Origin of the sequence: Clostridium sp. LY3-2 (assembly GCF_024705715.1) — a bacterium.
GTDB lineage: Bacteria > Bacillota > Clostridia > Clostridiales > Clostridiaceae > Clostridium.
This window is the reverse complement of the sequence record NZ_JAMDLQ010000007.1, coordinates 18,965-40,680: the sequence shown is the minus strand read 5'-3', so window position 1 is coordinate 40,680 and position 21,716 is coordinate 18,965. Positions and strand designations below refer to the sequence as shown.

At 30.6% G+C, this 21,716-nt stretch carries 22 protein-coding genes and 1 pseudogene; all 23 read left to right on the top strand.

The window, feature by feature from the left end:
• Positions 1 to 50 precede the first annotated feature (50 nt).
• The 23 genes and pseudogenes from lepA to M4I33_RS01160 all read left to right on the top strand — a co-directional run bounded on the left by lepA (position 51) and on the right by M4I33_RS01160 (position 21,688).
• On the top strand, positions 51 to 1,859 hold the full coding sequence (gene lepA / locus M4I33_RS01270) for a translation elongation factor 4 (protein WP_194190871.1): 1,809 nt from the start codon (positions 51 to 53) through the stop codon (positions 1,857 to 1,859).
• Between the two features lie 201 nt (positions 1,860 to 2,060).
• Positions 2,061 to 2,501 carry a hypothetical protein gene (locus tag M4I33_RS01265; protein ID WP_257914997.1) on the top strand — a complete coding sequence of 147 codons (441 nt, stop codon included), beginning with the start codon at positions 2,061 to 2,063 and terminating at the stop codon, positions 2,499 to 2,501.
• Positions 2,502 to 2,640: 139 nt separating this feature from the next.
• Positions 2,641 to 3,765, top strand: coding sequence for a radical SAM family heme chaperone HemW (gene hemW / locus M4I33_RS01260; protein WP_257914995.1), 1,125 nt, complete (start codon positions 2,641 to 2,643; stop codon positions 3,763 to 3,765).
• Between the two features lie 203 nt (positions 3,766 to 3,968).
• Positions 3,969 to 5,000: a heat-inducible transcriptional repressor HrcA gene (gene hrcA, locus M4I33_RS01255; RefSeq protein WP_257914993.1), complete on the top strand. Its 1,032-nt coding sequence runs from the start codon at positions 3,969 to 3,971 to the stop codon at positions 4,998 to 5,000.
• A gap of 19 nt (positions 5,001 to 5,019) precedes the next feature.
• Positions 5,020 to 5,658: a nucleotide exchange factor GrpE gene (gene grpE, locus M4I33_RS01250; protein ID WP_257914991.1), complete on the top strand. Its 639-nt coding sequence runs from the start codon at positions 5,020 to 5,022 to the stop codon at positions 5,656 to 5,658.
• Between the two features lie 85 nt (positions 5,659 to 5,743).
• Positions 5,744 to 7,594, top strand: a complete 1,851-nt coding sequence (gene dnaK / locus M4I33_RS01245; RefSeq protein WP_257914989.1) for a molecular chaperone DnaK — start codon at positions 5,744 to 5,746, stop codon at positions 7,592 to 7,594.
• 101 nt (positions 7,595 to 7,695) lie between these two features.
• Positions 7,696 to 8,835, top strand: a complete 1,140-nt coding sequence (gene dnaJ, locus M4I33_RS01240; protein WP_257914987.1) for a molecular chaperone DnaJ — start codon at positions 7,696 to 7,698, stop codon at positions 8,833 to 8,835.
• Between the two features lie 114 nt (positions 8,836 to 8,949).
• Positions 8,950 to 9,891, top strand: coding sequence for a 50S ribosomal protein L11 methyltransferase (prmA, locus tag M4I33_RS01235; RefSeq protein WP_257914985.1), 942 nt, complete (start codon positions 8,950 to 8,952; stop codon positions 9,889 to 9,891).
• A gap of 15 nt (positions 9,892 to 9,906) precedes the next feature.
• Positions 9,907 to 10,656, top strand: a complete 750-nt coding sequence (locus tag M4I33_RS01230) for a 16S rRNA (uracil(1498)-N(3))-methyltransferase (RefSeq protein ID WP_257914983.1) — start codon at positions 9,907 to 9,909, stop codon at positions 10,654 to 10,656.
• Entirely contained in the window at positions 10,656 to 11,963 is a 1,308-nt protein-coding gene (mtaB, locus tag M4I33_RS01225) for a tRNA (N(6)-L-threonylcarbamoyladenosine(37)-C(2))-methylthiotransferase MtaB (protein WP_257914981.1), read from the top strand. Before M4I33_RS01230 ends, mtaB begins: the two co-directional genes overlap by 1 nt.
• A 34-nt stretch (positions 11,964 to 11,997) precedes the next feature.
• Positions 11,998 to 12,342 carry a histidine triad nucleotide-binding protein gene (locus tag M4I33_RS01220; protein ID WP_257914980.1) on the top strand — a complete coding sequence of 115 codons (345 nt, stop codon included), beginning with the start codon at positions 11,998 to 12,000 and terminating at the stop codon, positions 12,340 to 12,342.
• 120 nt (positions 12,343 to 12,462) lie between these two features.
• Positions 12,463 to 12,639: pseudogene (gene rpsU / locus M4I33_RS01215) on the top strand (30S ribosomal protein S21).
• Positions 12,640 to 12,662: 23 nt separating this feature from the next.
• Complete coding sequence (locus tag M4I33_RS01210; protein WP_194190860.1) at positions 12,663 to 13,115, top strand: GatB/YqeY domain-containing protein; 453 nt, start codon at positions 12,663 to 12,665, stop codon at positions 13,113 to 13,115.
• A gap of 142 nt (positions 13,116 to 13,257) precedes the next feature.
• A complete protein-coding gene (gene yqfC / locus M4I33_RS01205; protein WP_257914977.1) occupies positions 13,258 to 13,557 on the top strand; it encodes a sporulation protein YqfC in 300 nt (99 codons plus the stop codon).
• Positions 13,544 to 14,662 (top strand): sporulation protein YqfD, encoded by a 1,119-nt coding sequence (yqfD, locus tag M4I33_RS01200; protein ID WP_257914974.1) that lies wholly within the window; start codon positions 13,544 to 13,546, stop codon positions 14,660 to 14,662. Before yqfC ends, yqfD begins: the two co-directional genes overlap by 14 nt.
• A 41-nt stretch (positions 14,663 to 14,703) precedes the next feature.
• Positions 14,704 to 16,773, top strand: coding sequence for an HD family phosphohydrolase (locus M4I33_RS01195; RefSeq protein WP_374707683.1), 2,070 nt, complete (start codon positions 14,704 to 14,706; stop codon positions 16,771 to 16,773).
• A gap of 76 nt (positions 16,774 to 16,849) precedes the next feature.
• A complete protein-coding gene (ybeY, locus tag M4I33_RS01190; RefSeq protein WP_257914973.1) occupies positions 16,850 to 17,350 on the top strand; it encodes an rRNA maturation RNase YbeY in 501 nt (166 codons plus the stop codon).
• A gap of 27 nt (positions 17,351 to 17,377) precedes the next feature.
• Positions 17,378 to 18,079 carry a diacylglycerol kinase gene (locus tag M4I33_RS01185; RefSeq protein WP_257914965.1) on the top strand — a complete coding sequence of 234 codons (702 nt, stop codon included), beginning with the start codon at positions 17,378 to 17,380 and terminating at the stop codon, positions 18,077 to 18,079.
• A 99-nt stretch (positions 18,080 to 18,178) separates the two neighbouring features.
• A complete protein-coding gene (locus M4I33_RS01180; protein ID WP_257914963.1) occupies positions 18,179 to 18,577 on the top strand; it encodes a cytidine deaminase in 399 nt (132 codons plus the stop codon).
• A 13-nt stretch (positions 18,578 to 18,590) separates the two neighbouring features.
• Positions 18,591 to 19,481 (top strand): GTPase Era, encoded by an 891-nt coding sequence (era, locus tag M4I33_RS01175; protein WP_257914955.1) that lies wholly within the window; start codon positions 18,591 to 18,593, stop codon positions 19,479 to 19,481.
• Positions 19,482 to 19,502: 21 nt separating this feature from the next.
• Positions 19,503 to 20,243, top strand: coding sequence for a DNA repair protein RecO (recO, locus tag M4I33_RS01170; RefSeq protein ID WP_257914953.1), 741 nt, complete (start codon positions 19,503 to 19,505; stop codon positions 20,241 to 20,243).
• Positions 20,244 to 20,248: 5 nt separating this feature from the next.
• Positions 20,249 to 20,854 (top strand): DUF4342 domain-containing protein, encoded by a 606-nt coding sequence (locus M4I33_RS01165; protein ID WP_257914951.1) that lies wholly within the window; start codon positions 20,249 to 20,251, stop codon positions 20,852 to 20,854.
• Between the two features lie 201 nt (positions 20,855 to 21,055).
• The gene (locus tag M4I33_RS01160; RefSeq protein WP_257914949.1) at positions 21,056 to 21,688 is read left to right on the top strand and encodes a helix-turn-helix transcriptional regulator; all 633 of its coding nucleotides are present in this window, start codon (positions 21,056 to 21,058) and stop codon (positions 21,686 to 21,688) included.
• Positions 21,689 to 21,716: the final 28 nt, after the last annotated feature.

The window sequence follows — 21,716 nt, the reverse complement described above, 5'->3', positions numbered from 1 at the left end:
TTATGGGGGTGAAATAACTGCTTTTGTAAAGAAGAAAGGCAGTTTTGCATATGAAAAATGATAGACAAAAGTATATTAGAAACTTTTCTATAGTAGCACATATAGACCACGGTAAATCAACCCTTGCGGATAGATTATTAGAAAAGACAGGAACTCTTACTCAAAGAGAAATGGATAATCAAGTTTTAGATAACATGGAACTTGAAAGAGAAAGAGGAATTACAATAAAATCACAAGCAGCTAGACTTATATATAAGAGAGAAGAAGACGGAAAAGAATATATTTTAAATCTTATAGATACTCCAGGGCACGTAGACTTCACTTACGAAGTATCAAGAAGCCTTGCGGCCTGCGAAGGTGCAGTACTTGTAGTAGATGCAACTCAAGGGATACAAGCTCAAACTTTAGCTAACTGCTACTTAGCACTTGATAATGATTTAGAGATAACTCCAGTTATAAACAAAATCGACTTACCTTCAGCTAGACCTGATGAAGTTAAAACTGAAATCGAAGATGTTATAGGAATTCCAGCAGATGAAGCACCTATGATATCAGCAAAAACAGGTTTAAATATCGGCGATGTTTTAGAAGCTGTAGTTCGTGATATTCCAGCACCTACAGGAGATGATGAAGCACCACTTAAAGCTTTAGTATTTGATTCATATTACGATACTTACAAAGGTGTTGTTTGTTACGTTAGAGTTATGGACGGAGTAGTTAAGCCTGGAACTAAGATTAAGTTTATGGCAACTGATAAAACATACGATGTAACAGAAGTTGGAGTATTTACTCCAGGTATGATGCCTATTAAAGAGTTAAGAGCGGGAGATGTTGGATACGTAACAGGTTCAATTAAAAACGTTAAAGATGCTAGAGTTGGTGATACTATTACTGAAAAGAATAGAGAAACTAACGAAGCACTTCCAGGATACAAACCTGCAATTCCTATGGTTTATTCAGGTATCTATCCAGTAGATGGAGCTAAATATGAAGAGCTTAAAGAAGCACTTGAAAAGCTTCAAATAAATGATGCTGCATTAAACTTTGAACCAGAAACTTCTATAGCTTTAGGGTTTGGATTTAGATGTGGTTTCTTAGGATTATTACATATGGAAATAATTCAAGAAAGAATAGAGAGAGAATTTAATTTAGATATTATAACAACTGCACCATCAGTTATTTATAAAGTTAAAAAGACTAATGGAGAAGCTTTTGATATAACAAATCCAAGTAACCTTCCAGAACCAAGTGAAATTGATTATATGGAAGAGCCGATTGTTAAAGCATCTATAATAACTCCAACAGAATATGTTGGTGCTATAATGGAACTTTGCCAAGAGAGAAGAGGAACTTATTTAGATATGCAATATCTTGAAGAGACTCGTGCTGTAATAAATTATGATATCCCACTAAACGAAATAGTTTATGATTTCTTTGATACATTAAAATCAAAAACTAGAGGATACGCATCATTTGATTACGAATTCAAAGGATACGAAAGATCTAAATTAGTTAAGCTTGATTTATTATTAAATGGAGATGTAGTAGATGCTTTATCTATGATAGTTCCAGAAGAAAGAGCTTACAAAAGAGGTAGAGGAATAGCAGAAAAGCTTAAAGAAATAATTCCAAGACAAATGTTTGAAGTTCCAATTCAAGCTGCAGTAGGTTCAAAAGTAATAGCTAGAGAAACTGTTAAAGCTATGAGAAAAGACGTACTTGCAAAATGTTACGGTGGAGATATTTCAAGAAAAAGAAAACTTTTAGAAAAGCAAAAAGAAGGAAAGAAGAGAATGAGACAAGTCGGTTCTGTAGAAGTTCCACAAGAAGCATTCATGTCTATCCTAAAAGTAGATTAAATTTTAGCAGAGAATTTATATTCTCTGCTTTTTTATATCTATAAAATACAAATACTAATAAATTAACCTTAAGAAAAAACATGAATTATTAGGAAAATATGGATAAAATCTTAATAATAAATAAAGAGTTATTAAGAATTGCAAAATACGGTATTATATATGGTATAATGACGTCATTAGATATATTTTGGGAGGGATTATATGTTTTTAAAAGAATTTAATAAGGGTGAAGCTATCGCATTTATGAACTTAGTAAAACTTTTCTCAGAGGTTGATAAAGATGTAGCAAGAGAAGAAAAAAGATTGATAAATGATTATTTAAAAGAACTAGACTTAAAAGAAGATGAAATTACTGATTTAAGCTACGACGAGCTTATGAAAATATTAAAAGTTATGACTGAGAGACAAAAGAAGATAGTTTACTTTGAACTTGTAGGTTTAGCTTTAGTTGACGGTAAATATGGTGATGATGAAGTTGACTTTTTAGATAAAGTTGCTATTGATTTAGATATAAATAGATCAAAAAAGATTGCCTTTGCAAATTATTTCTATAACTTTAAAGAAATTCATGATTTTTCAGTTTTAGAAACTGAAAATTTAGAATTAGAATCATTAAAAAGAGAAGCTGAAACTTTATTATAATAAAGTTTTATATATAGTTAAAAGAGGCTAAAAATTTAGTCTCTTTTATTTTTTTAGAAATTATATATTTTAAATTTGTATCAAATTATATATAGATATATAATTTTTAGTAAAGAAAATAAAAAATAGGAGTGTATTTATGAAAGAACTATCATTATATGTTCATATACCTTTTTGTAAGTCAAAATGTTTATATTGTGATTTTCCGTCTTATGGAGGGAAGGATCATTTAAAAAAAGATTATATATTAGCTTTATGCAAAGAGATAGAAGAAAAATCAAAAGATAAAATTATAAATACTTTATTTATAGGGGGAGGAACACCTTCTTATTTAGATGAAGAGGATTTAGAGATTCTTTTAAAGACTTTGAATAATTTAACATATAAAAAAGATGCTGAAAAAACAATAGAATGTAACCCTGGTACATTAAATAAAAAGAAGATAGAAATAATAAAAGATAACGGAATAAATAGAGTAAGCTTAGGACTTCAAACTACAAATGACAATCTTTTAAAAGAGATAGGTAGAATTCATACTTTTAAAATTTTCAAAGATAATTATGAGGAGCTAATAAAAGGTGGAATTACAAATATCAATATTGATTTGATGTTTGGTCTTCCAAATCAAAATTTAGGTGAATTTTTAAATACTTTAAATGATGTTTTAAAATTAAACCCAAATCATATTTCAGTTTATAGTTTGATTATTGAAGAAGGAACGCCTTTTTATAATTTATATGAAAAAGATATGTTGAAATTGCCAAGTGAAGAAGAAGAAAGAGAAATGTATAGTAAGGCTAAAGAGCTATTAGAAGAAAAAGGATATCATCAATACGAGATATCAAACTACTCTAAAAAAGATAAAGAGTGTAAACATAACATAGTTTATTGGAAACTAGAAGATTATTTAGGAGTAGGTGTATCATCTAGTTCTTATGTAGAAGGCGAGAGATTTAAAAATATTGATGATATAGAAAAGTATATAAAAAATATAAATGAAGGGCATACTGTAATAGAAACGAAATCTAAGAACTCAGAAAAGGAAGATATTGAAGAATTTATTTTCTTAGGTTTAAGGTTAATAGATGGAATAAACCTTAAAGAGTTTGAAAAAAGATTTAAAGTTAGCATTTTTTCTATATATGAAGAAGTTATAGAAAAGTATATTAAAACTAACGCTTTAACTATAGAAGGAGGTAATTTGAAATTTACTCCTAAGGGGATAGAAATTTCAAATTACATATTATCTGACTTTATTAAATAAAAGTCAAAAAAGGTGAAAAATAATTTAAAATAATTAGTATAAAAGAGTATTTTGAAGAAAATTAAAGAAAAATAAAAATAAAGGCGGTTAGACTTTAAAATTTAAGAATTTAAATTATTGACAAAAAAGTTTAATCGTCATATATTTGTATTGTAGTCATTAGCACTCGATAATAGTGAGTGCTAACAAATAGAGGTGATGGTATGATTATTGATGACAGAAAGATAAAAATACTTGAAGCTATTATAAATGATTACATTAGAACAGGCGAACCTGTAGGTTCAAGAACAATAGCTAAAAACCATGACCTAGGAGTAGGATCCGCTACGATAAGGAATGAGATGTCTGATTTAGAGGATTTAGGTTTTTTAGAACAGCCTCATACATCAGCAGGTAGGATTCCTTCAAGTAAGGGATATAGACTCTATGTAGATTCAATTATGGATCAACAGATGTTAAGCAAAGATGAAGAGCTTAGAATAAAGCAATACCTCATCGACTCAGCTATGCTTGAAGTTAATAAGATTGTAAAAAGTGCAAGCGAACTTCTTTCAGAGTTAACTAATTTAACTTGTATTGTAAGTACCCCATCTATGAAGATGAGTAGAGTTAAATCTATTCAGATAGTTAAAGTAGATGATAGAAGCTTACTTGCAGTTATAGTTACTGATAGTGGCCTTGTAAAAAATAATCTTATTAAAGTAAATTATGCACCTGAAACCGGGTCTATAGAAGAGATTAATTACTTATTAAATAAGAACTTAGTTAATCTAACTATAGATCAAATAAATCTTGAAGTTATTAATAACTTAAAAGAAGATCTAGGAGGGCATGATGAACTTTTCAATGCTATACTACCAGCACTTTACAATTGCTTAAAGGAAGATGATACTTCTAGAGTATTTATGGAAGGTACAACAAATATATTCAACTATCCTGAATATAACGATATCGATAAAGCAAAGAAAATTCTTTCGCTTTTACACGATAAAGAGTGTGTACTTGAATTATTAGAACCTAATAAAGATATAACTATAAAAATAGGCGAAGAAAATTACTTGCCTGAAGCTAGTGAATGCTCTGTTATATCTTGTGAATACTCGTTAGGCAATAATGCTAAAGGGACTATTGGACTTATTGGACCAAGAAGGATTAATTATTCTAAAGTAATAGCGATAATGGCACAGGTCATGAACGAATTGAATAAAACCTTACGAGGTAAATCAGATAAATAAGAAAATGGGGTGTGAGCGCATGGAAGATAACAAAGAAAAGTTAGAAAACGAAGAAACGTTAGAAAACTCAGAAGAAAATGCAGAAAACATTGAAACGAATGAAGTTGAAAATGAATCAAAAGAAGAATTAAATGATTCTAAAGAAGAAGCTTCAGAAAATAAAGAAGAAGCTTCAGAAAATAAAGAAGAAGAGGATGAGGTTCAAATGTTTAAAAAGAGCAAAGAGGAAATAAAAAAATTAAACAGTGAACTAGAAACTCTTAAAGACAGATTACTTAGAGTAACAGCTGAGTATGATAACTTTAGAAAAAGAACTGCAAAAGAAAAAGAAGGAATTTACACAGATGCATGTGTAGACGTACTTAAAGAAATCGTACCAAATCTTGATAATCTAGAAAGAGCAGTAGAAGCAGAAGGTTCTGTTGAAGATATGAAAAAAGGTGTTGAAATGACACTAAAAGGCTTCCAAAACTCACTAGATAGACTTGGAGTAGAACTTATAAGTACAGAAGAAGGATTTGATCCTAACGTGCATCAAGCAGTAGCACACGTTCAAGATGAAAATTTTAAAGAAAATTCAGTAGCTGAAGTATTCCAAAAGGGATATAAAAGAGGCGACAAAGTAATAAGACATACAATGGTAAAGGTTGCTAACTAGTTTAGAAACTTTACATTATATATAATAAAAAATAAAGAATTTTTAATGGCAAGGCATAAGAACTTGTTTTAAGGAGGAATAGATTATGGGAAAAATTATAGGAATTGACTTAGGAACAACTAACTCATGTGTAGCAGTTATGGAAGGTGGAGAACCAGTAGTTATAACTAACGCTGAAGGTTCAAGAACTACTCCATCAGTAGTATCTTTCCAAGCAAATGGAGAAAGATTAGTAGGACAGGTAGCTAAAAGACAAGCAATCACAAACCCTGATAAAACAATAATGTCAATCAAAAGACATATGGGTACTGATTTTAAAGTGAAAATTGATGATAAAGATTACTCACCACAAGAAATATCAGCAATGATACTTCAAAAATTAAAAGCAGATGCAGAAAGTTACTTAGGAGAAACTGTAAACCAAGCAGTTATTACAGTTCCAGCATACTTTAATGATGCTGAAAGACAAGCAACTAAAGACGCAGGTAGAATTGCTGGACTTGAAGTTTTAAGAATAATAAACGAACCAACAGCAGCAGCGCTTGCTTACGGTTTAGATAAAGTAGACCACGAAGAAAAAGTATTAGTTTATGACTTAGGTGGTGGTACATTCGACGTATCTATCCTAGAACTTGGAGATGGTGTATTTGAAGTTTTATCAACAAACGGAGATACAAAACTAGGTGGAGATGATTTCGATAACGCAGTTATAAACCACATTGCAGAAACATTCAAAGCTGAAAATGGAATAGATTTAAGAAACGATAAAATGGCTCTTCAAAGATTAAAAGAAGCTGCTGAAAAAGCTAAAATTGAGTTATCATCATCAACTCAAACAAACATCAACTTACCATTTATCACAGCTGATGCAACAGGACCAAAACATATAGATATGAACTTAACTAGAGCTAAATTCAACGAATTAACTCACGACTTAGTTCAAAGAACTATAGAACCAATCAGAAAATCATTACAAGATGCAAATCTTTCAATTAACGATATAGATAAAGTATTATTAGTTGGTGGTTCAACAAGAATTCCAGCTGTTCAAGATGCAGTTAAAGAATTTATAGGAAAAGATCCTTCAAAAGGAGTTAACCCAGATGAGTGCGTAGCTATAGGTGCTGCTATCCAAGCTGGTGTATTAACAGGTGAAGTTAAAGACGTATTATTATTAGACGTTACTCCATTAACTTTAGGAATAGAAACTTTAGGAGGAGTTGCAACTCCATTAATCGAAAGAAATACAACTATCCCAGCTAAGAAGAGTCAAACATTCTCAACTGCTGCAGATGGTCAAACTTCAGTTGAAATTCACATAGTTCAAGGTGAAAGACAAATGGCAGCTGATAACAAAACTTTAGGAAGATTCACTTTATCTGGAATAGCTCCAGCACCTAGAGGAATCCCTCAAATCGAAGTTACTTTCGATATAGATGCTAACGGTATAGTTAACGTATCAGCAGTAGATAAAGGAACAGGAAAAGAAGCTAACGTAACAATCACAGCTTCAACAAACCTTTCAGATTCAGAAGTAGAAGCAGCTGTTAAAGAAGCAGAAAAATTCGCTGAAGAAGATAAGAAAAGAAAAGAATCAATAGAAGTTAAAAATAACGCAGACCAAGCTGTTTACCAAACAGAAAAAACTTTAGCTGACTTAGGAGATAAAGTTTCTGCAGAAGATAAAGCAAAAGTAGAAGAAAAATTAAATGCAGTTAAAGCTGTTAAAGATGGTGAAGATTTAGAAGCTATCAAAAAATCAGTTGAAGAATTAACTCAAGAATTCTACGCTATATCATCAAAAATATACCAAGAAGCTGGAGCTCAACCAGGAGCAGAAGGATTTGACCCAAGTAATATGGGAGCAAATGCTGGATCAGCACCACACGACGACAATGTTGTTGATGCAGACTTCAAAGTAGAAGATGATAAATAATTATTGTAAACAATAGTTAATTTAAACTATAATGAATAAGGGAAGACAAAAGTCGTCTTCCCTTTTTAAAGGTTAAGAATAAATTAGGTGGTGACAAATAAATGGCAGGAAAAGATTATTATGAAGTTCTTGGCGTTGAGAAGGGTGCAACAGATGCTGAAATTAAAAAAGCGTTTAGAAAATTAGCTGTTAAGTACCATCCAGATAAGAATAAAGATAATCCAGAAGCTGAACAAAAGTTCAAAGAAATTAATGAAGCTTACCAAGTTTTATCAGATGCTGATAAGAGAGCAAAATATGACCAATTCGGTACTGCAGATTTCGATGGTGCAGGATTTGGTGGAGGCGGAGCTGGATTTGGAGGCTTTGACTTCGGAGATATGGGCGGCTTTGGTGATATATTTGATACGTTCTTTGGAGGCGGTGGTTCTTCAGGTGCTAGAAGAAATGGACCTAAAAGAGGCGCTGATTTAGAATATACTTTAAGATTAACATTTGAAGAAGCTATAAATGGTGCAGAAAAAGAAATATCTGTAACTAGAAATGAGAAATGTTCAAGTTGTAACGGAAGTGGTGCAAAAGCAGGTACTTCTCCAAAAACTTGTCCTTCATGTAACGGTACAGGACAAATTAGAGTTCAAAGACAAACTCCTCTTGGAAGTTTTGTAAGTACTGCAACTTGTGATGAGTGTGGTGGTACTGGTAAAATAATTGAAACTCCTTGTCCAGATTGTAAAGGAAAAGGTTCAGTTAGAAAAACTAGAAAAATCAAAATTAATGTTCCAGCAGGTGTTGATACTGGAAATGTTATGCCTTTAAGAGGACAAGGTGAAGATGGAAGTAATGGAGGACCAGCAGGTGATTTATACATTAAATTTATAGTTACTCCATCAAATAAATTCGTAAGAAAAGGTGTAGATATACACACAGAGACTCACATTTCAATAGCTAAAGCAGCTCTTGGTACTGAAATAACAGTTGAAACTGTAGATGGAAATGTTAAATATACTGTTCCAGCAGGTACTCAATCAGGTGCACTTTTCAGATTAAAAGGAAAAGGTGTTAAAAAGCTAAATGGAAGCGGAAGAGGAGATCAATACGTTAAAGTTATAGTTGATATTCCTAAAAAATTAAATCAAAAACAAAAAGAAGCTTTAGAAATGTTTATGGAAGCATCAGGTGAAAAACCAGAAAGTGAACATAAAGAACATAAAAAAGGATTCAAAGATTTGTTTAAATAAGAAGTCTGTTTTTCAGACTTCTTATTTTATTTATTTAGGAAATTTATCCGCCCTAGACAGTTAGGGAAGTAAAGTGTAAAATAAAGTGAAACTTAATAAGAGAGGATGAAAGTAATGGAAGGAACATGGATATCAATTAGTGTTAAAACAACTAGTGAAGCTATAGAACCTGTCTCAGGTATTTTTTATGGAATAGATTGTAACAACGTATCAGTGGAGGATCCTAACGACCTTTTCAAAACTGAAAAAGGGCCATTAACTTGGGATTTTGCAGATAAAGATGTTTTAGAACATAAGGGAGAGTACGCTGTAGTTAAAGGGTATTTCTCAGAAGAAGATAATATAGATAGTGTTGTAGAACTTATAAAAGAAAAGCTTATAGAACTTAAAGATATGGGTATAGATATAGGTCTTGGAGAGATAGAAGTTGAAGAGACTAAAGAAGAAGATTGGGCAAATAACTGGAAGCAATACTATAAACCTTTTAGAGTTGGTGAAAGAATTGTAGTTAAGCCGATTTGGGAAGATTATGATAAAAAACCTGAAGATTTAGTAGTTGAATTAGATCCAGGTATGGCGTTTGGAACAGGAGACCACGAAACTACTAGTCTTTGTATGAAAGCTTTAGAAAAGTATGTTAAAAGAGATAGTATAGTATTTGACGTAGGTTGTGGTTCTGGAATACTTGCAATCACAGCTGCAAAGCTTGGAGCTAAAAAAGCTATAGGAGTTGATTTAGACCCTGTTGCTGTAGAATCAGCGAAAGAGAATATAGGATATAATGATATAGATAATATAGAAATTCTTTACGGAAATTTAGTTGAAGTTATAGATGGTAAAGCTGATATTGTAGTTGCAAATATCTTAGCTGAAATAGTATGTATCTTAACAGAAGACGTAAGAAGAGTTTTAAAAGATGATGGATACTTTATAAGTTCTGGAATAATCCACGAAAGAGTTCCTATGGTTAAAGAAAAACTAGAAAGTGCTGGTTTTGAAATAATAGAAATAAACAAAGATGGAGAATGGAACGCAATAGTTGCAAAAGCAAAGTAAGAGAGGAGGCTATATATGCATAAATTTTTTACACCTAAAGAAAATATTATAGATAGCTTCGCCAAAATACTTGGGGATGATGTTAAACATATATATAAAGTTTTAAGACTTTCAGAAGGTGATGAAGTAGTTTTAAATGACTGTGAAGGAATCGAATATTTAGCTTCTATAAATGATATTAGTAAATCAGAAGTTAATTTAAAAATAATAGAAAAGCTAGATATAAATAACGAAAGTAGAGTTAACATAACACTTTTTCAAGGGATGCCAAAGGCTCAAAAGATGGATTTGATAGTTCAAAAAGGAACAGAACTTGGAATAAGTTTATTTAAACCTGTAATTACTGAAAGGGTTGACGTTAAACTTAAGGGTGATTTTAAAAAGCTAGATAGATTAAATAGAATAGCACTTGAAGCTTGCAAGCAAAGCAAAAGAAGTGTAATTCCAAAGGTTTTAGAACCTATAACTTTTGAAACTCTTTTAGAAGAGATAAAAGAATATGATTTAGTTGTAGTTCCTTATGAAAATCAAGAAGGATACGGAATGAAAAAACTTTCAAAAGAGGTATCAAAAGAAGATATAAAAAATGTTTGTATTATAGTTGGGCCAGAAGGTGGATTTGAAGAAATAGAAATCTCAAAACTAAAAAGTTCTGGTGCTAAAATTATAACTCTTGGAAAAAGAATTTTAAGAACAGAGACTGCAGGTTTCGTTGCAGCATCACTTATTCAATATGAATTTGCTGATTTAGGAGGAATAGAATAATGAAGGTAGCATTTTCTACATTAGGTTGTAGAGTTAACGTATATGAATCAGAGGCTATGGTTGAAAAATTCGTAAGAGATGGTTACAGTGTAGTTGATTTTTCAGAAAAAGCGGATGTTTATGTAATAAATACGTGTTCAGTAACAAATACAGGAGATAAAAAATCAAGACAGATTATAGGAAGAGCTAGAAGACAAAACTCTAATGCTATAATTGCAGTAGTTGGATGTTATTCACAAATAGCCCCAAAAGAAGTTTCTGAAATAAAAGGTGTAGATGTAGTCCTTGGAACTAGAAACAAAGGGGATATAGTTTACTATGTAAATAAAGCTAGAGACGAAAAGAAGATCCAAATAGAAGTTGGGGCTGTACTTAAAAACAAAAAATTCGAAAATCTTCAAATAGAAGATTATAGAGATAAGACTAGAGCTTTCTTAAAAATTCAAGATGGATGCAATAGATTTTGTGCATACTGCTTAATTCCATATACTAGAGGTGCGGTTTGTTCTAAAGACTTTGATGTTGTTTTAAACGAAGTAAAGCAATTAGCTAATAAAGGATTTAAAGAGATAATACTATCAGGTATCCACACAGCATCTTATGGTGTTGATTTAGAGGGGAATATAAGCCTTGTAACGCTTCTTGAAGAAATAGAGAAGATAGATGGTATAGAAAGAGTTAGAATAGGTTCTATAGAGCCATCATTCTTTACAGATGAAGTAGTAGAAAAGTGCAAGAATATGAAAAAGCTTTGTCCTCAATTCCATTTATCTCTTCAAAGTGGATGTAATGACACTTTAAAAAGAATGAATAGAAGATATACAGCTGAAGAATACGAAAAAATAGTTAATGTTTTAAGAGAAAACTTAGAAGATGTATCTATAACTACGGACGTTATAGTAGGTTTCCCAGGGGAAACTGATGAAGAGTTTAATGAAACTTATGAATTCTTAAAAAGAATTAAATTAACTAAAACCCATATATTTAAATTTAGTCCAAGAACTGGAACTAAAGCTGCCGATATGGAAAACCAAATTGATGGTAATAAAAAAGAAGAAAGATCTAAAAAGCTTATAGAACTTAATAAATTTAATGAAAATAACTTTACAGAGTCTTTAATCGGAAGAGAATTAGGTGTTTTAATAGAGCACGAAGTTAAGGGCGAAGAAGGCGTTTACGAAGGTTATACAAAGAATTACGTTAAAGTTCATGTGCATGGAATAAAACCTAAAAATATAGGAAAAATAATAAAAATAAAAATTTTAGCTTCAAAGGGTGACTATGCAGAGGGAAAAGTGGTAGAATAGTATATAGTGTTTATAATTTAAAGGGGGTGAAAAAATGACAGACTGTATTTTTTGTAAAATTATAAAAGGTGAAATACCTTCAAAAAAGATATATGAAGATGATTTAGTTTATGCATTTTATGACATAAACCCTGAAGCCCCTATTCACTTTTTAGTAGTACCAAAAGAACATATACAAGGTGCAAATGATATAACAGAAGAGAATTCTAAATACATTGCACACATATTCCTTGTTATAAATAAAATAGCAAGTGAACTTGGTATTAGAGAAGGTGGATATAGAATTATAAATAACTGTGGTGAAGATGGTGGGCAAACTGTTAATCATATTCACTTTCACGTTATGGGCGGCAAAAAGATGAAATGGCCACCATGCTAAAAAAATTTCTATTATATATTGACATTCTTAGAGAAAGTGATATATAATATACCGTGTGTTATTAAGCCCGTAGCTGATTTAAGTTGATTAATTTAAGCTAGCGGAGGGAGGGATAATTAAATGTCAGAAATCAAAGTTGGAGAAAACGAAACACTAGAAAGTGCGTTAAGAAGATTTAAAAGAAAATGCGCTAGAGCTGGAGTTCTTTCATAAGTAAGAAAAAGAGAGCACTACGAAAAGCCAAGCGTTAAAAAGAAAAAGAAATCAGAAGCTGCAAGAAAGAGAAAATTTAAGTAGTTTTTTGAAAGAAGGTATGAAATATGCCAACAATTAAAGAAAGACTTCAAGAAGACTGGAAAACATCTTTAAAGGCTAAAGACAAATTCAAAACTAAAGTTTTAGGTAGCGCTAAAGCTGCTATACTTCAAGTTGAGAAGAATGAGCAAAAGCCTGCAGATGACAGTACAGTAATCGAAATTTTAGCAAAAGAAGTCAAGCAAAGAAGAGAAGCTGTGCTTGAGTTTGAAAAAGGTAATAGACAAGATTTAGTTGATGAAGCTAACGCAGAAATCGAAATCTTGCTAAATTATCTACCTCAGCAACTAAGCGAACAAGAAATATTACAAATAGTCAAAGAATCAGCACAAGACGCGGGAGCTACTAACATGAAAGACATGGGCAAGGTTATGGCATTAGTTAGACCTAGAACTGTAGGTAAAGCAGATGGTAAACTTGTTAGTGGAATAGTTAAAGATTATTTAAGTAATATATAATAGAATATTTTATTTTATTATTACTTGTTATAGAAAAGAGCTAAATATTATATTTAGCTCTTTTTTTGTTGCGCAAAAATAGTAATTAATCTCCTTTAGATAACATAAATTATTATGATAGAAATTATAAGGAGATAGAAATATGTTTGAAGAGATTAGAGAAAAGAAAGAGAGAGTTGTAGATTCTTTAGGTTTACCTAAGGAAGTCTTATATAATATTCCTAAAATAACGGTGCTTGGGAATCAGGAAGTATTAATTGAAAACCATAAAGGTCTTTTGAAATTTACAAATGAAGAGATTTTACTAAATAGTAGGCTTGGAAAAATAACTATAGAAGGTTCAAAGTTAAATATTATGTATATAGGGGATGATACTATTGCTGTAAAAGGGGAATTTAATTCTATTTACTATAAGGAGAAAGTTATAAATGAAAGAGAGTAGATTTGATTCTGTTTTAACTATAGAGATTAATATATTAGAACCTGAAAAAGTTTTAAACATAATATCTAAAGAAGGAATATTTATTAAAAATGTAAAAAGGCTAAACATAGCCCTTTTAAGTTTAGATGTATATGAAGAAGATTATAAAGATATAAAAAAGATAGTAAAAGCTAATAGAGGGAAAATTAAAATAGTAAAAGAAAGAGGAAGAAATATTTTAATTAGAAGGCTTAAAAGAAGATCTTCTTTGTTAGTTGGATCTGTTTTATTTGGATTAATAATTTTTATTTTGTCTACACATATATGGTCAATAGATATAAAAACTACAGAGAACTTATCTCCATACGAAGTGCGTGAGATTTTAAGTAAGCTTGGAGTTAAACAAGGGATGAAAAAGAATGCTTTAGATGTTTATTCTTTAGAGAAAAAATTAGAAGATTCAAGTTCTGAAATAGTTTGGGCAAGAAGCAGAATAGAAGGTTCTACTTTAAAAATAGATATAGAGGAAAAGGTAAATCCGCCAAAGCTTTTAGAAAAAGAAGTTGATAGCGTAATTGCTACTATGGATGGTGAAGTTAAAAGGATATACACAGAAAGTGGTACGGCTGTTGTAGAACCTGGTAATATGGTAAAGAAGGGTGATATATTAATTGAGCCTTATAACGGCTCAGAAGGCACAAAATACGAGTGTATAGCTAGCGGTAAAGTAATGGCAAATACCTTTTATGATAAGGAAGTAGATATAAGAATTAGTGGAAAAGAATTAAAAAGAACAGGAGAAAGTTTTAAAGAAAAATATATAACTTTCTTTGGGCGAAGAATTTATTTAAAAAAATATACAAATTCCTTTAAGGAGTATGATAAAATAGAAGATAATACTGGGTTGATTAAAGGGGTAGAGTACTTTGAAAAGGAACTTAAAGAAGTTAAATTAGAAAGAGACGAAGAAGTTTTAAAAGCTTCTAAAAAGTTAGAAAAATTATTACTTAAAGATTTAACTAACGAAGCTAAAGTCGTAGGTAAAGATATAGATGTAACTGATTTAGGTGATGGTATGATTAGAGTAAAAGTGCAATTTGTTGTGCTGCAAGACATCGCTTTATAAGATTTAGAAAATTAGCTCTTTTGATAAGAAGGTGATAAACATTGAAAAAAATTAAAAGATTAAAATTGAGTCCTAAAGAAAAATATATAAGGTATGCTATGTATGGACTTAGCTTTTTAATAACATACATACTACTTATAACTTCAATTTCTTTTAAGCAATACGATCTAAAAGAAGGGGATATTGCAAGAACAGATATAAAAGCTCCGAGAGATACAATTAACGAAGTTGCAACTAAAGACAAAGAAGATGAAGCCGCTAAGGGAGTGGAAAAGAAATATACTTTAAACACAAGCATTGAAGAAAGTGCTAAAAGTTATATTGAAGGATTTTTTAATAAGATAATAAATATTAAATCATCTGATAAAAACACAGAGGATAAAGTAAATGAACTTAAAAAGCTTAGCGATTATAATTTAAGTGAAGACGAACTAAAAGTTTTGCTTAATCTTAGTTCAGAAGAATTAGATAGCCTTAAATACGATTTAAATGGCGTTATAATTGATGTTTATAGAAAAAACATACCAGATGACAATGAGGAAAGCTTAGCTCAAGCTAAAAATTTAGCAGAAGAAAAAATAGGATATTTAAATACTTCAAACAAAGTAAAAGATGTCTTAAAAAAAGTTATATTGCCTCAGATTAAGCCAAATTTTTATCTTGATGTTGGAGCGACAGACCAAGCTATTAAAGATGCTAAAAAGAATGTTCAAAAAGTTATTATAAAGAAAAACCAAACTATAGTAAGTGAAGGCGAACCAATTACAGGAGAGCAGCTTTCAGTTTTAGAGGATTTAGGTTTATTAGATAAAAGTAGTGGTAGAGAATTTTTTATAATGTATGTTGTTTTAGCTGTATTTGTTGTTTTAGTATTTGTACTTCAAAACGTATATATAGCTAAAAATCACAAAGAAACTTATAAAGATACAAAAATGATGATACTTATAAATACAGTATCTATAATATCATTTATTTTATCTAGAGTTATAGGGGCTCTATCGCCCTTTGCAATTCCTTTAACTTCGGCGCCTATACTTTTATCGCTTCTTATAGATTATAGATTATCTATGGTTATATGTAGCTTAAATGTATTAGTTATAAGTGCTTTAGTTAATTTTAACCCACAAGTTATGCTACTTGCGTTATTAAGTGCTATACTTGGTTCTACATCACTTAAAAAGATGCAACAAAGAAACGATATAATGCGTTTATCTGTATCTATAACTATATTTAGTACTGTATTAACTTTTACAACAGGAGTTTTAATTTCAAACAACTTAAGTGAAGTTTTAAGCATAAGTTTAATTTCAGGAGTTGGAGTTATTTTTTCAGCAATACTTGCTATTGGATTTTTACCGTTTTTAGAATCAACTTTTGATGTAGTAACATCCTTAAAGTTATTAGAACTATCAAATCCAAATAATCCGCTCCTTAAAAAATTACTTATGGAAGCGCCGGGTACGTACCACCATTCTATGCTAGTTGCAAACTTAGCTGAAATGGCGGCGGAAGAAGTAAATGCAAACCCTGTTATAGCAAGGATTGGGGCTTATTTCCACGATATTGGAAAAACTAAAAGGCCGTACTTTTTTGGTGAAAACCAAATAGGAAGAGAAAATCCTCATAACAACATAACTCCAAACTTAAGTACTCTTATAATAACGTCCCACGTAAAAGATGGAGTTGAACTTGCAAAAGAATATAATATGCCAAAAGTAATAAAAGATATAATAGAGCAGCATCACGGAACGACTTTAGTTAAATATTTTTATTACACTTTAAAAAACAATTCAGAAAATCCAGATGAAATAAAAGAAGAGGATTTTAGGTATCCTGGGCCTATTCCAAGCAGTAAAGAAGCTGGGATTATAATGATTGCAGATAGCGTTGAAGCTGCAGTTAGGTCTATTAGTGACCCAACTAAAGGTAAGATAGAAGAAATGGTAAATAACATCATTAAAGATAAACTTTATTCAGGACAGTTAGATGATTGCGATTTAACTTTAAAGGATTTAGAAAAGATAAGAAAGTGCTTCTTAAAAACTTTAAATGGAATTTACCACCAAAGGGTAGAATACCCTACGGAAAAGAAAATAAAAAGTGCAAATTAACAAAAAGGGGAGCGAAAACTCCCCTTTTTAAATGTATATAATATTCATAAAATTATTTAAAAGGAGAGTAAAAAGAATGATATACGTAGAAAATAATCAAGATAAAATAGAAGTAAGTGAAGACTTAATAAAAAAAATAAAAGAGGTTATTAATTTTGCATTAAAAGAAGAAGATGTAAATATAAAAACAGAAATATCTGTGCTTTTAGTAGATAATGAAGAGATAAGAGAGATAAATAACCAAACTAGAAATATAGATAGAGCGACAGATGTATTATCTTTCCCTATGTTAGATTTTGAAGATAAAAAGGTATATAAAGAAGTATATAAAGATGAAAAATTTGATGATAGCTATTTTGATGGGGAAGATTTAGTTTTAGGAGATATGGTTTTATCTTTAGAAAGAGCAAAAGAACAATCAGAAGAATTTAATCATTCTTTTGAAAGGGAAGTTTTTTATTTAATAGTGCATTCAGTTCTTCACCTTTTAGGATATGATCATATGGAAGAAGATGAAAAGTCTATTATGAGAAAAAGAGAAGAAGAGATACTCGGCTCTTTAGAGATTGTAAGATAAGTTATTTTTAGAATAGAGGGTGTTTTTATGAAATTGAAAAAGATTGTAGATAGTTTTAATCATGCAATAGATGGGGTAATTTATACAGTTAGAACTCAAAGAAATATGAAAATTCATATGATAGCTACACTTTTAATTTTAGCTTCTTGTCTTTTCTTTGATGTTTCAAAAATTGAATTTTTAATTTTAGCTGTAACTATAACTATGGTAATAGGTGCAGAAATGATAAATACAGCAATAGAAGCTGTAGTCGATATGAATACAAATTATTATCATCCCTTAGCTAAGATTGCAAAAAACGTTGCAGCTGGAGCAGTACTTCTTACAGCTGTAAATGCTTTAGTTGTGGGGTATTTAATATTTTGGGATAAACTATCAAACCTTTCTTATGGTGTTATGCATAAGATTAAAACATCAGAGCCACATACTATTTTTATAGTATTAGTTATAGTATGTATTGGAACAATAATAGCAAAAGCTATATTTGGAGAAGGTACTCCTTTAAAAGGAGGAATGCCAAGCGGACATAGTGCTTTAGCTTTTTCTTTAGCAACTGCAATTTCTCTTATAACAGAAGAACCAATTTGTGTTATGCTAAGTTTTATTATGGCTATAATTACAGCTCAAAGTAGAGTAGATTCAGAAGTTCACTCTACCTTTGAAGTTGTTGTCGGAGCTATCTTTGGAACGCTTTTAACAATACTAGTATTTACAATCTTTAGAATTTAAACCACATACTTTTTTAATTTTATTATTAGTGTTATAATGAAAAGACTAAATAGTATATACTATTTAATTTAGAGTGTTGAGGCTAGGAGGTTTATGAAGATGAACAGTAAAGAATTAATTAAATCAGCAATAGAAGCGAGAGAAAAGGCATACTGCCCATACTCAAACTTTAAAGTAGGAGCTGCAGTGCTATTTGAAGATGGTAAAATCTATACTGGGTGTAATATAGAAAACGCTTCATTTGGTGGAACTAACTGCGCTGAAAGGACTGCTATTTTTAAAGCCGTATCAGAGGGTAATAGGGTTTTAAAAGAAATAGCTTTAATAGGTGATCCAAATAACTACACATATCCATGTGGTATTTGCAGACAGGTTTTAACTGAGTTTGCAGAAAGTGGAGATGTAAAAGTATATATAATTAAAAATGAAAATGATTATATAGTTAAAACTATAGAAGAGTTAATGCCAGGTTCATTTACAAAAAAAGACCTTGGCTAATTTAGGAGGAAAAATGTTTAAATCAGGATTTGTATCAATAGTCGGAAGACCTAACGTAGGTAAATCAACTTTATTAAATTATATAATGGGTGAGAAGCTTTCAATAGTTTCAAACAAACCACAAACAACTAGAAATAATATTCAAACAATCTTAACAACAGATGATTATCAAATGATATTCGTAGATACGCCAGGTATTCATAAGCCAAAGCATAAGCTTGGAGAATATATGGTAAACTCAGCAAAAGAATCAACTAAAGACGTTGATTTAGTTTTATTTTTAACTAATCCAGGAGATGAAATAGGAAGAGGAGATAGATTTATTTTAGAAACTCTTAAAGGGAAAAAATGCCCTGTATTTTTAGTTTTAAATAAAATAGATGAATTTACTCAAGATGCAGTTGCAAAAACTCTAGCGGACTTCTCAAAAGAGTTCCAGTTTGATGAAATAGTTCCTATTTCAGCAGCTAAAGGGAAAAATGTAGATAAATTATTAGACCTTATGGTAAAAGAATTACCAGAAGGACCTAAATACTACCCAGAAGATATGATTACAGATGTTCAAGAAAGATTTGTAGTTTCTGAAATAGTTAGAGAAAAAGCTTTAAGATGCTTAAGAGATGAAGTTCCTCACGGTATAGCTGTTGATGTAATTCAAATGAAGCAAAAAGAAAATGGAACTTATCACATAGAAGTAGATTTAATTTGCGAAAAAGATTCACATAAGGGAATCATAATAGGTAAAAATGGGCAAACTTTAAAGAAAATCGGAGAAACTGCAAGATACGAACTTGAAAGATTCTTAAGAGCTAAAGTTAATATTAAAATTTGGGTAAAAGTAAGAAAAGAGTGGAGAGATAATGCACTATTACTAAAGGAACTTGGTTACAAAAAGCAAAAGTAGTAATAGGCAGGGGATGGTTTAATGTCACTATTAGAAACTAGTGGTGTTGTTATAAAAGTGCAAGACTACAAGGAAAATGACAAACTGGTATGGTTATTTACAGAAAAGTTTGGGAAGATTACTTGTATAGCAAAAGGAGCTAAAAAGAGTAAAAGTAAACTATTTTCAGTTACTCAGCCTTTATGCTATGCAGAGTATATGGTCTTTAAAGGGAAAAATTTATTTAACCTTAGAGAGGGAAAGATTCAAAACTCCTTTGGAGGTCTTATGAGTAATTTAGAAAAGCTTACTTACGCTTCCTATCTTTCAGAACTTATAGATATAGCTCTTTTAGATGGAGAAAGTAACAGTACTTTATATAAAGATTTTTTAACAGCTTTATATTTATTAAATACTGATGCTATAGATTACGAATTACTTATAAGGTCTTTTGAACTTAGACTTTTAAAAGCAACAGGTTATGGACTTATGCTAGATAACTGTGCTGTTTGTAGAAAAAAATTAAAAACTGCAAATTACATAAGTTTATCAAACTTTGGGGGAATTTGTGAAGAGTGCCCTAAAAATCATGGTTTATTTATATCTAAGGGAACTTATAATGCTTTGAGATTTTTAAGTAATATGAGGCAAGATAAAATTTATATGCTAAACTTATCAGATGATATAAAAAGAGAAATTGCAAAAGTTACAACATTTATAATATCGTCAAACTATGCAAAAAAACCTAAAAGCTTAGAAATGTTAAATTATTTGAAGGAGTGATAGTAATGAGCGAAATAACATTAGAAAAAGTAGATCAAATTAGAGAAAGAACTGGAGTTAGCTATGCTGTAGCTAAAGAAGCACTAGAACACACTTCTGGAAATGTTTTAGATGCATTAATTTATCTTGAAGAAAGTGCAGTAGTAGTTAATGATAACTTTAAAGCTAAAGAAGACTCAGAAGGAAAAGGAGTAAAATCTGTTGAAGAGTTTAAAACTTTCCTTAAAGAGCTAATTGAAAAAGGTAACGTTAGTAGAATTAAAATCAAAAAAGAAGATCAAACTTTAGTTGATGTTCCTGTAAATGCAGGGATTGCTGCAACTGTTGTAGCTATAGTACTTCCACCAGTTCTTGCTTTTGGAGTAATAGCAGCAGTAGCAACTAAAATAACAATAGAAATTACTAAAGCTGATGGAAGCGTAGAAGTTATAAACCAATACGTTAAAAAAGCATACGATGAAGCTAAAGATAAAGCTTCAGAAGTTTGTGGAACTGTAAAAGAAAAGATTTCTGAAGTAAAAGACAGAGGAATCCAAAAAGGTGAAAAAGGTAAAGTTTACACTGGAGATGAAACTGTTTATACTTATACAGTTAAGTTTGATGAAGAGTAGAATTTTAAAGCAATAGAGAGAAAAGACGTGCAATAACTAGATAAAATAAACAAAAAGGGAATAAACGGAAAATTCAAAAGAATTTAAAGGAAAATGGTTATAGTAAAATAACGGTAAAATGGTATAATTAGATTAAGCAAAATTTTCCAAAAATCTGAATTGTCTGATAATTCCCTTTTTAGATTAGAAAGAGGGATAAATTTGAAGTTGTCAGATAGACAAGAAGAAATTATAAGGTTAGTAAAAGAAGGACAGCCAATTACTAGTGAGGCAATAGCAGAAAAGCTTGGCGTAACGAGAGCAGCACTTAGGGCAGACCTTGCAATACTAACTATGATAGGAACGCTCGATGCTAGACCTAAAGTAGGTTATATATATTCTAATAAATCTAAAAATAGTTTTATAAATGAATATATAAACGAGATAAAAGTTGGTGACATTATGTCAAAACCTTCCATAGTTAGTGAAGCTACTACAGTATATGATGCAATCGTATACTTATTCTTAAATGATGTAGGAACATTATTTGTAGAAAACGAAGGATTTTTGACAGGTGCGGTTTCAAGAAAAGATTTTCTTAAAATTGCAATAGGAGGTACAGATATTCATAAAGTTCCAGTTGGAGTAATAATGACTAGAATGCCAAACATTGTATGCGGGTCTGTAGAAGATCAAGCTTATGATATAGCTAAAAAAATAATCGAACACGAAATTGACAGTATTCCAATTGTTGAAAAAGTTACTACTGAGGAAAGAGAACAATTTAAAATAGTAGGTAAGGTTTCAAAAACTAATGTTACTAAATTGTTTGTTAAATTAGGGGAAAGAGATTAACTTAATTTGCTAACTACAGGGGGGCTAA

What these genes read in the sequence shown, in the direction of transcription:
- lepA (WP_194190871.1), top strand. Translation starts at nt 51, where the DNA reads ATGAAAAATGATAGACAAAAGTATATTAGAAACTTTTCTATAGTAGCA.
- M4I33_RS01265 (WP_257914997.1), top strand. Translation starts at nt 2,061, where the DNA reads ATGTTTTTAAAAGAATTTAATAAGGGTGAAGCTATCGCATTTATGAAC.
- hemW (WP_257914995.1), top strand. Translation starts at nt 2,641, where the DNA reads ATGAAAGAACTATCATTATATGTTCATATACCTTTTTGTAAGTCAAAA.
- hrcA (WP_257914993.1), top strand. Translation starts at nt 3,969, where the DNA reads ATGATTATTGATGACAGAAAGATAAAAATACTTGAAGCTATTATAAAT.
- grpE (WP_257914991.1), top strand. Translation starts at nt 5,020, where the DNA reads ATGGAAGATAACAAAGAAAAGTTAGAAAACGAAGAAACGTTAGAAAAC.
- dnaK (WP_257914989.1), top strand. Translation starts at nt 5,744, where the DNA reads ATGGGAAAAATTATAGGAATTGACTTAGGAACAACTAACTCATGTGTA.
- dnaJ (WP_257914987.1), top strand. Translation starts at nt 7,696, where the DNA reads ATGGCAGGAAAAGATTATTATGAAGTTCTTGGCGTTGAGAAGGGTGCA.
- prmA (WP_257914985.1), top strand. Translation starts at nt 8,950, where the DNA reads ATGGAAGGAACATGGATATCAATTAGTGTTAAAACAACTAGTGAAGCT.
- M4I33_RS01230 (WP_257914983.1), top strand. Translation starts at nt 9,907, where the DNA reads ATGCATAAATTTTTTACACCTAAAGAAAATATTATAGATAGCTTCGCC.
- mtaB (WP_257914981.1), top strand. Translation starts at nt 10,656, where the DNA reads ATGAAGGTAGCATTTTCTACATTAGGTTGTAGAGTTAACGTATATGAA.
- M4I33_RS01220 (WP_257914980.1), top strand. Translation starts at nt 11,998, where the DNA reads ATGACAGACTGTATTTTTTGTAAAATTATAAAAGGTGAAATACCTTCA.
- M4I33_RS01210 (WP_194190860.1), top strand. Translation starts at nt 12,663, where the DNA reads ATGCCAACAATTAAAGAAAGACTTCAAGAAGACTGGAAAACATCTTTA.
- yqfC (WP_257914977.1), top strand. Translation starts at nt 13,258, where the DNA reads ATGTTTGAAGAGATTAGAGAAAAGAAAGAGAGAGTTGTAGATTCTTTA.
- yqfD (WP_257914974.1), top strand. Translation starts at nt 13,544, where the DNA reads ATGAAAGAGAGTAGATTTGATTCTGTTTTAACTATAGAGATTAATATA.
- ybeY (WP_257914973.1), top strand. Translation starts at nt 16,850, where the DNA reads ATGATATACGTAGAAAATAATCAAGATAAAATAGAAGTAAGTGAAGAC.
- M4I33_RS01185 (WP_257914965.1), top strand. Translation starts at nt 17,378, where the DNA reads ATGAAATTGAAAAAGATTGTAGATAGTTTTAATCATGCAATAGATGGG.
- M4I33_RS01180 (WP_257914963.1), top strand. Translation starts at nt 18,179, where the DNA reads ATGAACAGTAAAGAATTAATTAAATCAGCAATAGAAGCGAGAGAAAAG.
- era (WP_257914955.1), top strand. Translation starts at nt 18,591, where the DNA reads ATGTTTAAATCAGGATTTGTATCAATAGTCGGAAGACCTAACGTAGGT.
- recO (WP_257914953.1), top strand. Translation starts at nt 19,503, where the DNA reads ATGTCACTATTAGAAACTAGTGGTGTTGTTATAAAAGTGCAAGACTAC.
- M4I33_RS01165 (WP_257914951.1), top strand. Translation starts at nt 20,249, where the DNA reads ATGAGCGAAATAACATTAGAAAAAGTAGATCAAATTAGAGAAAGAACT.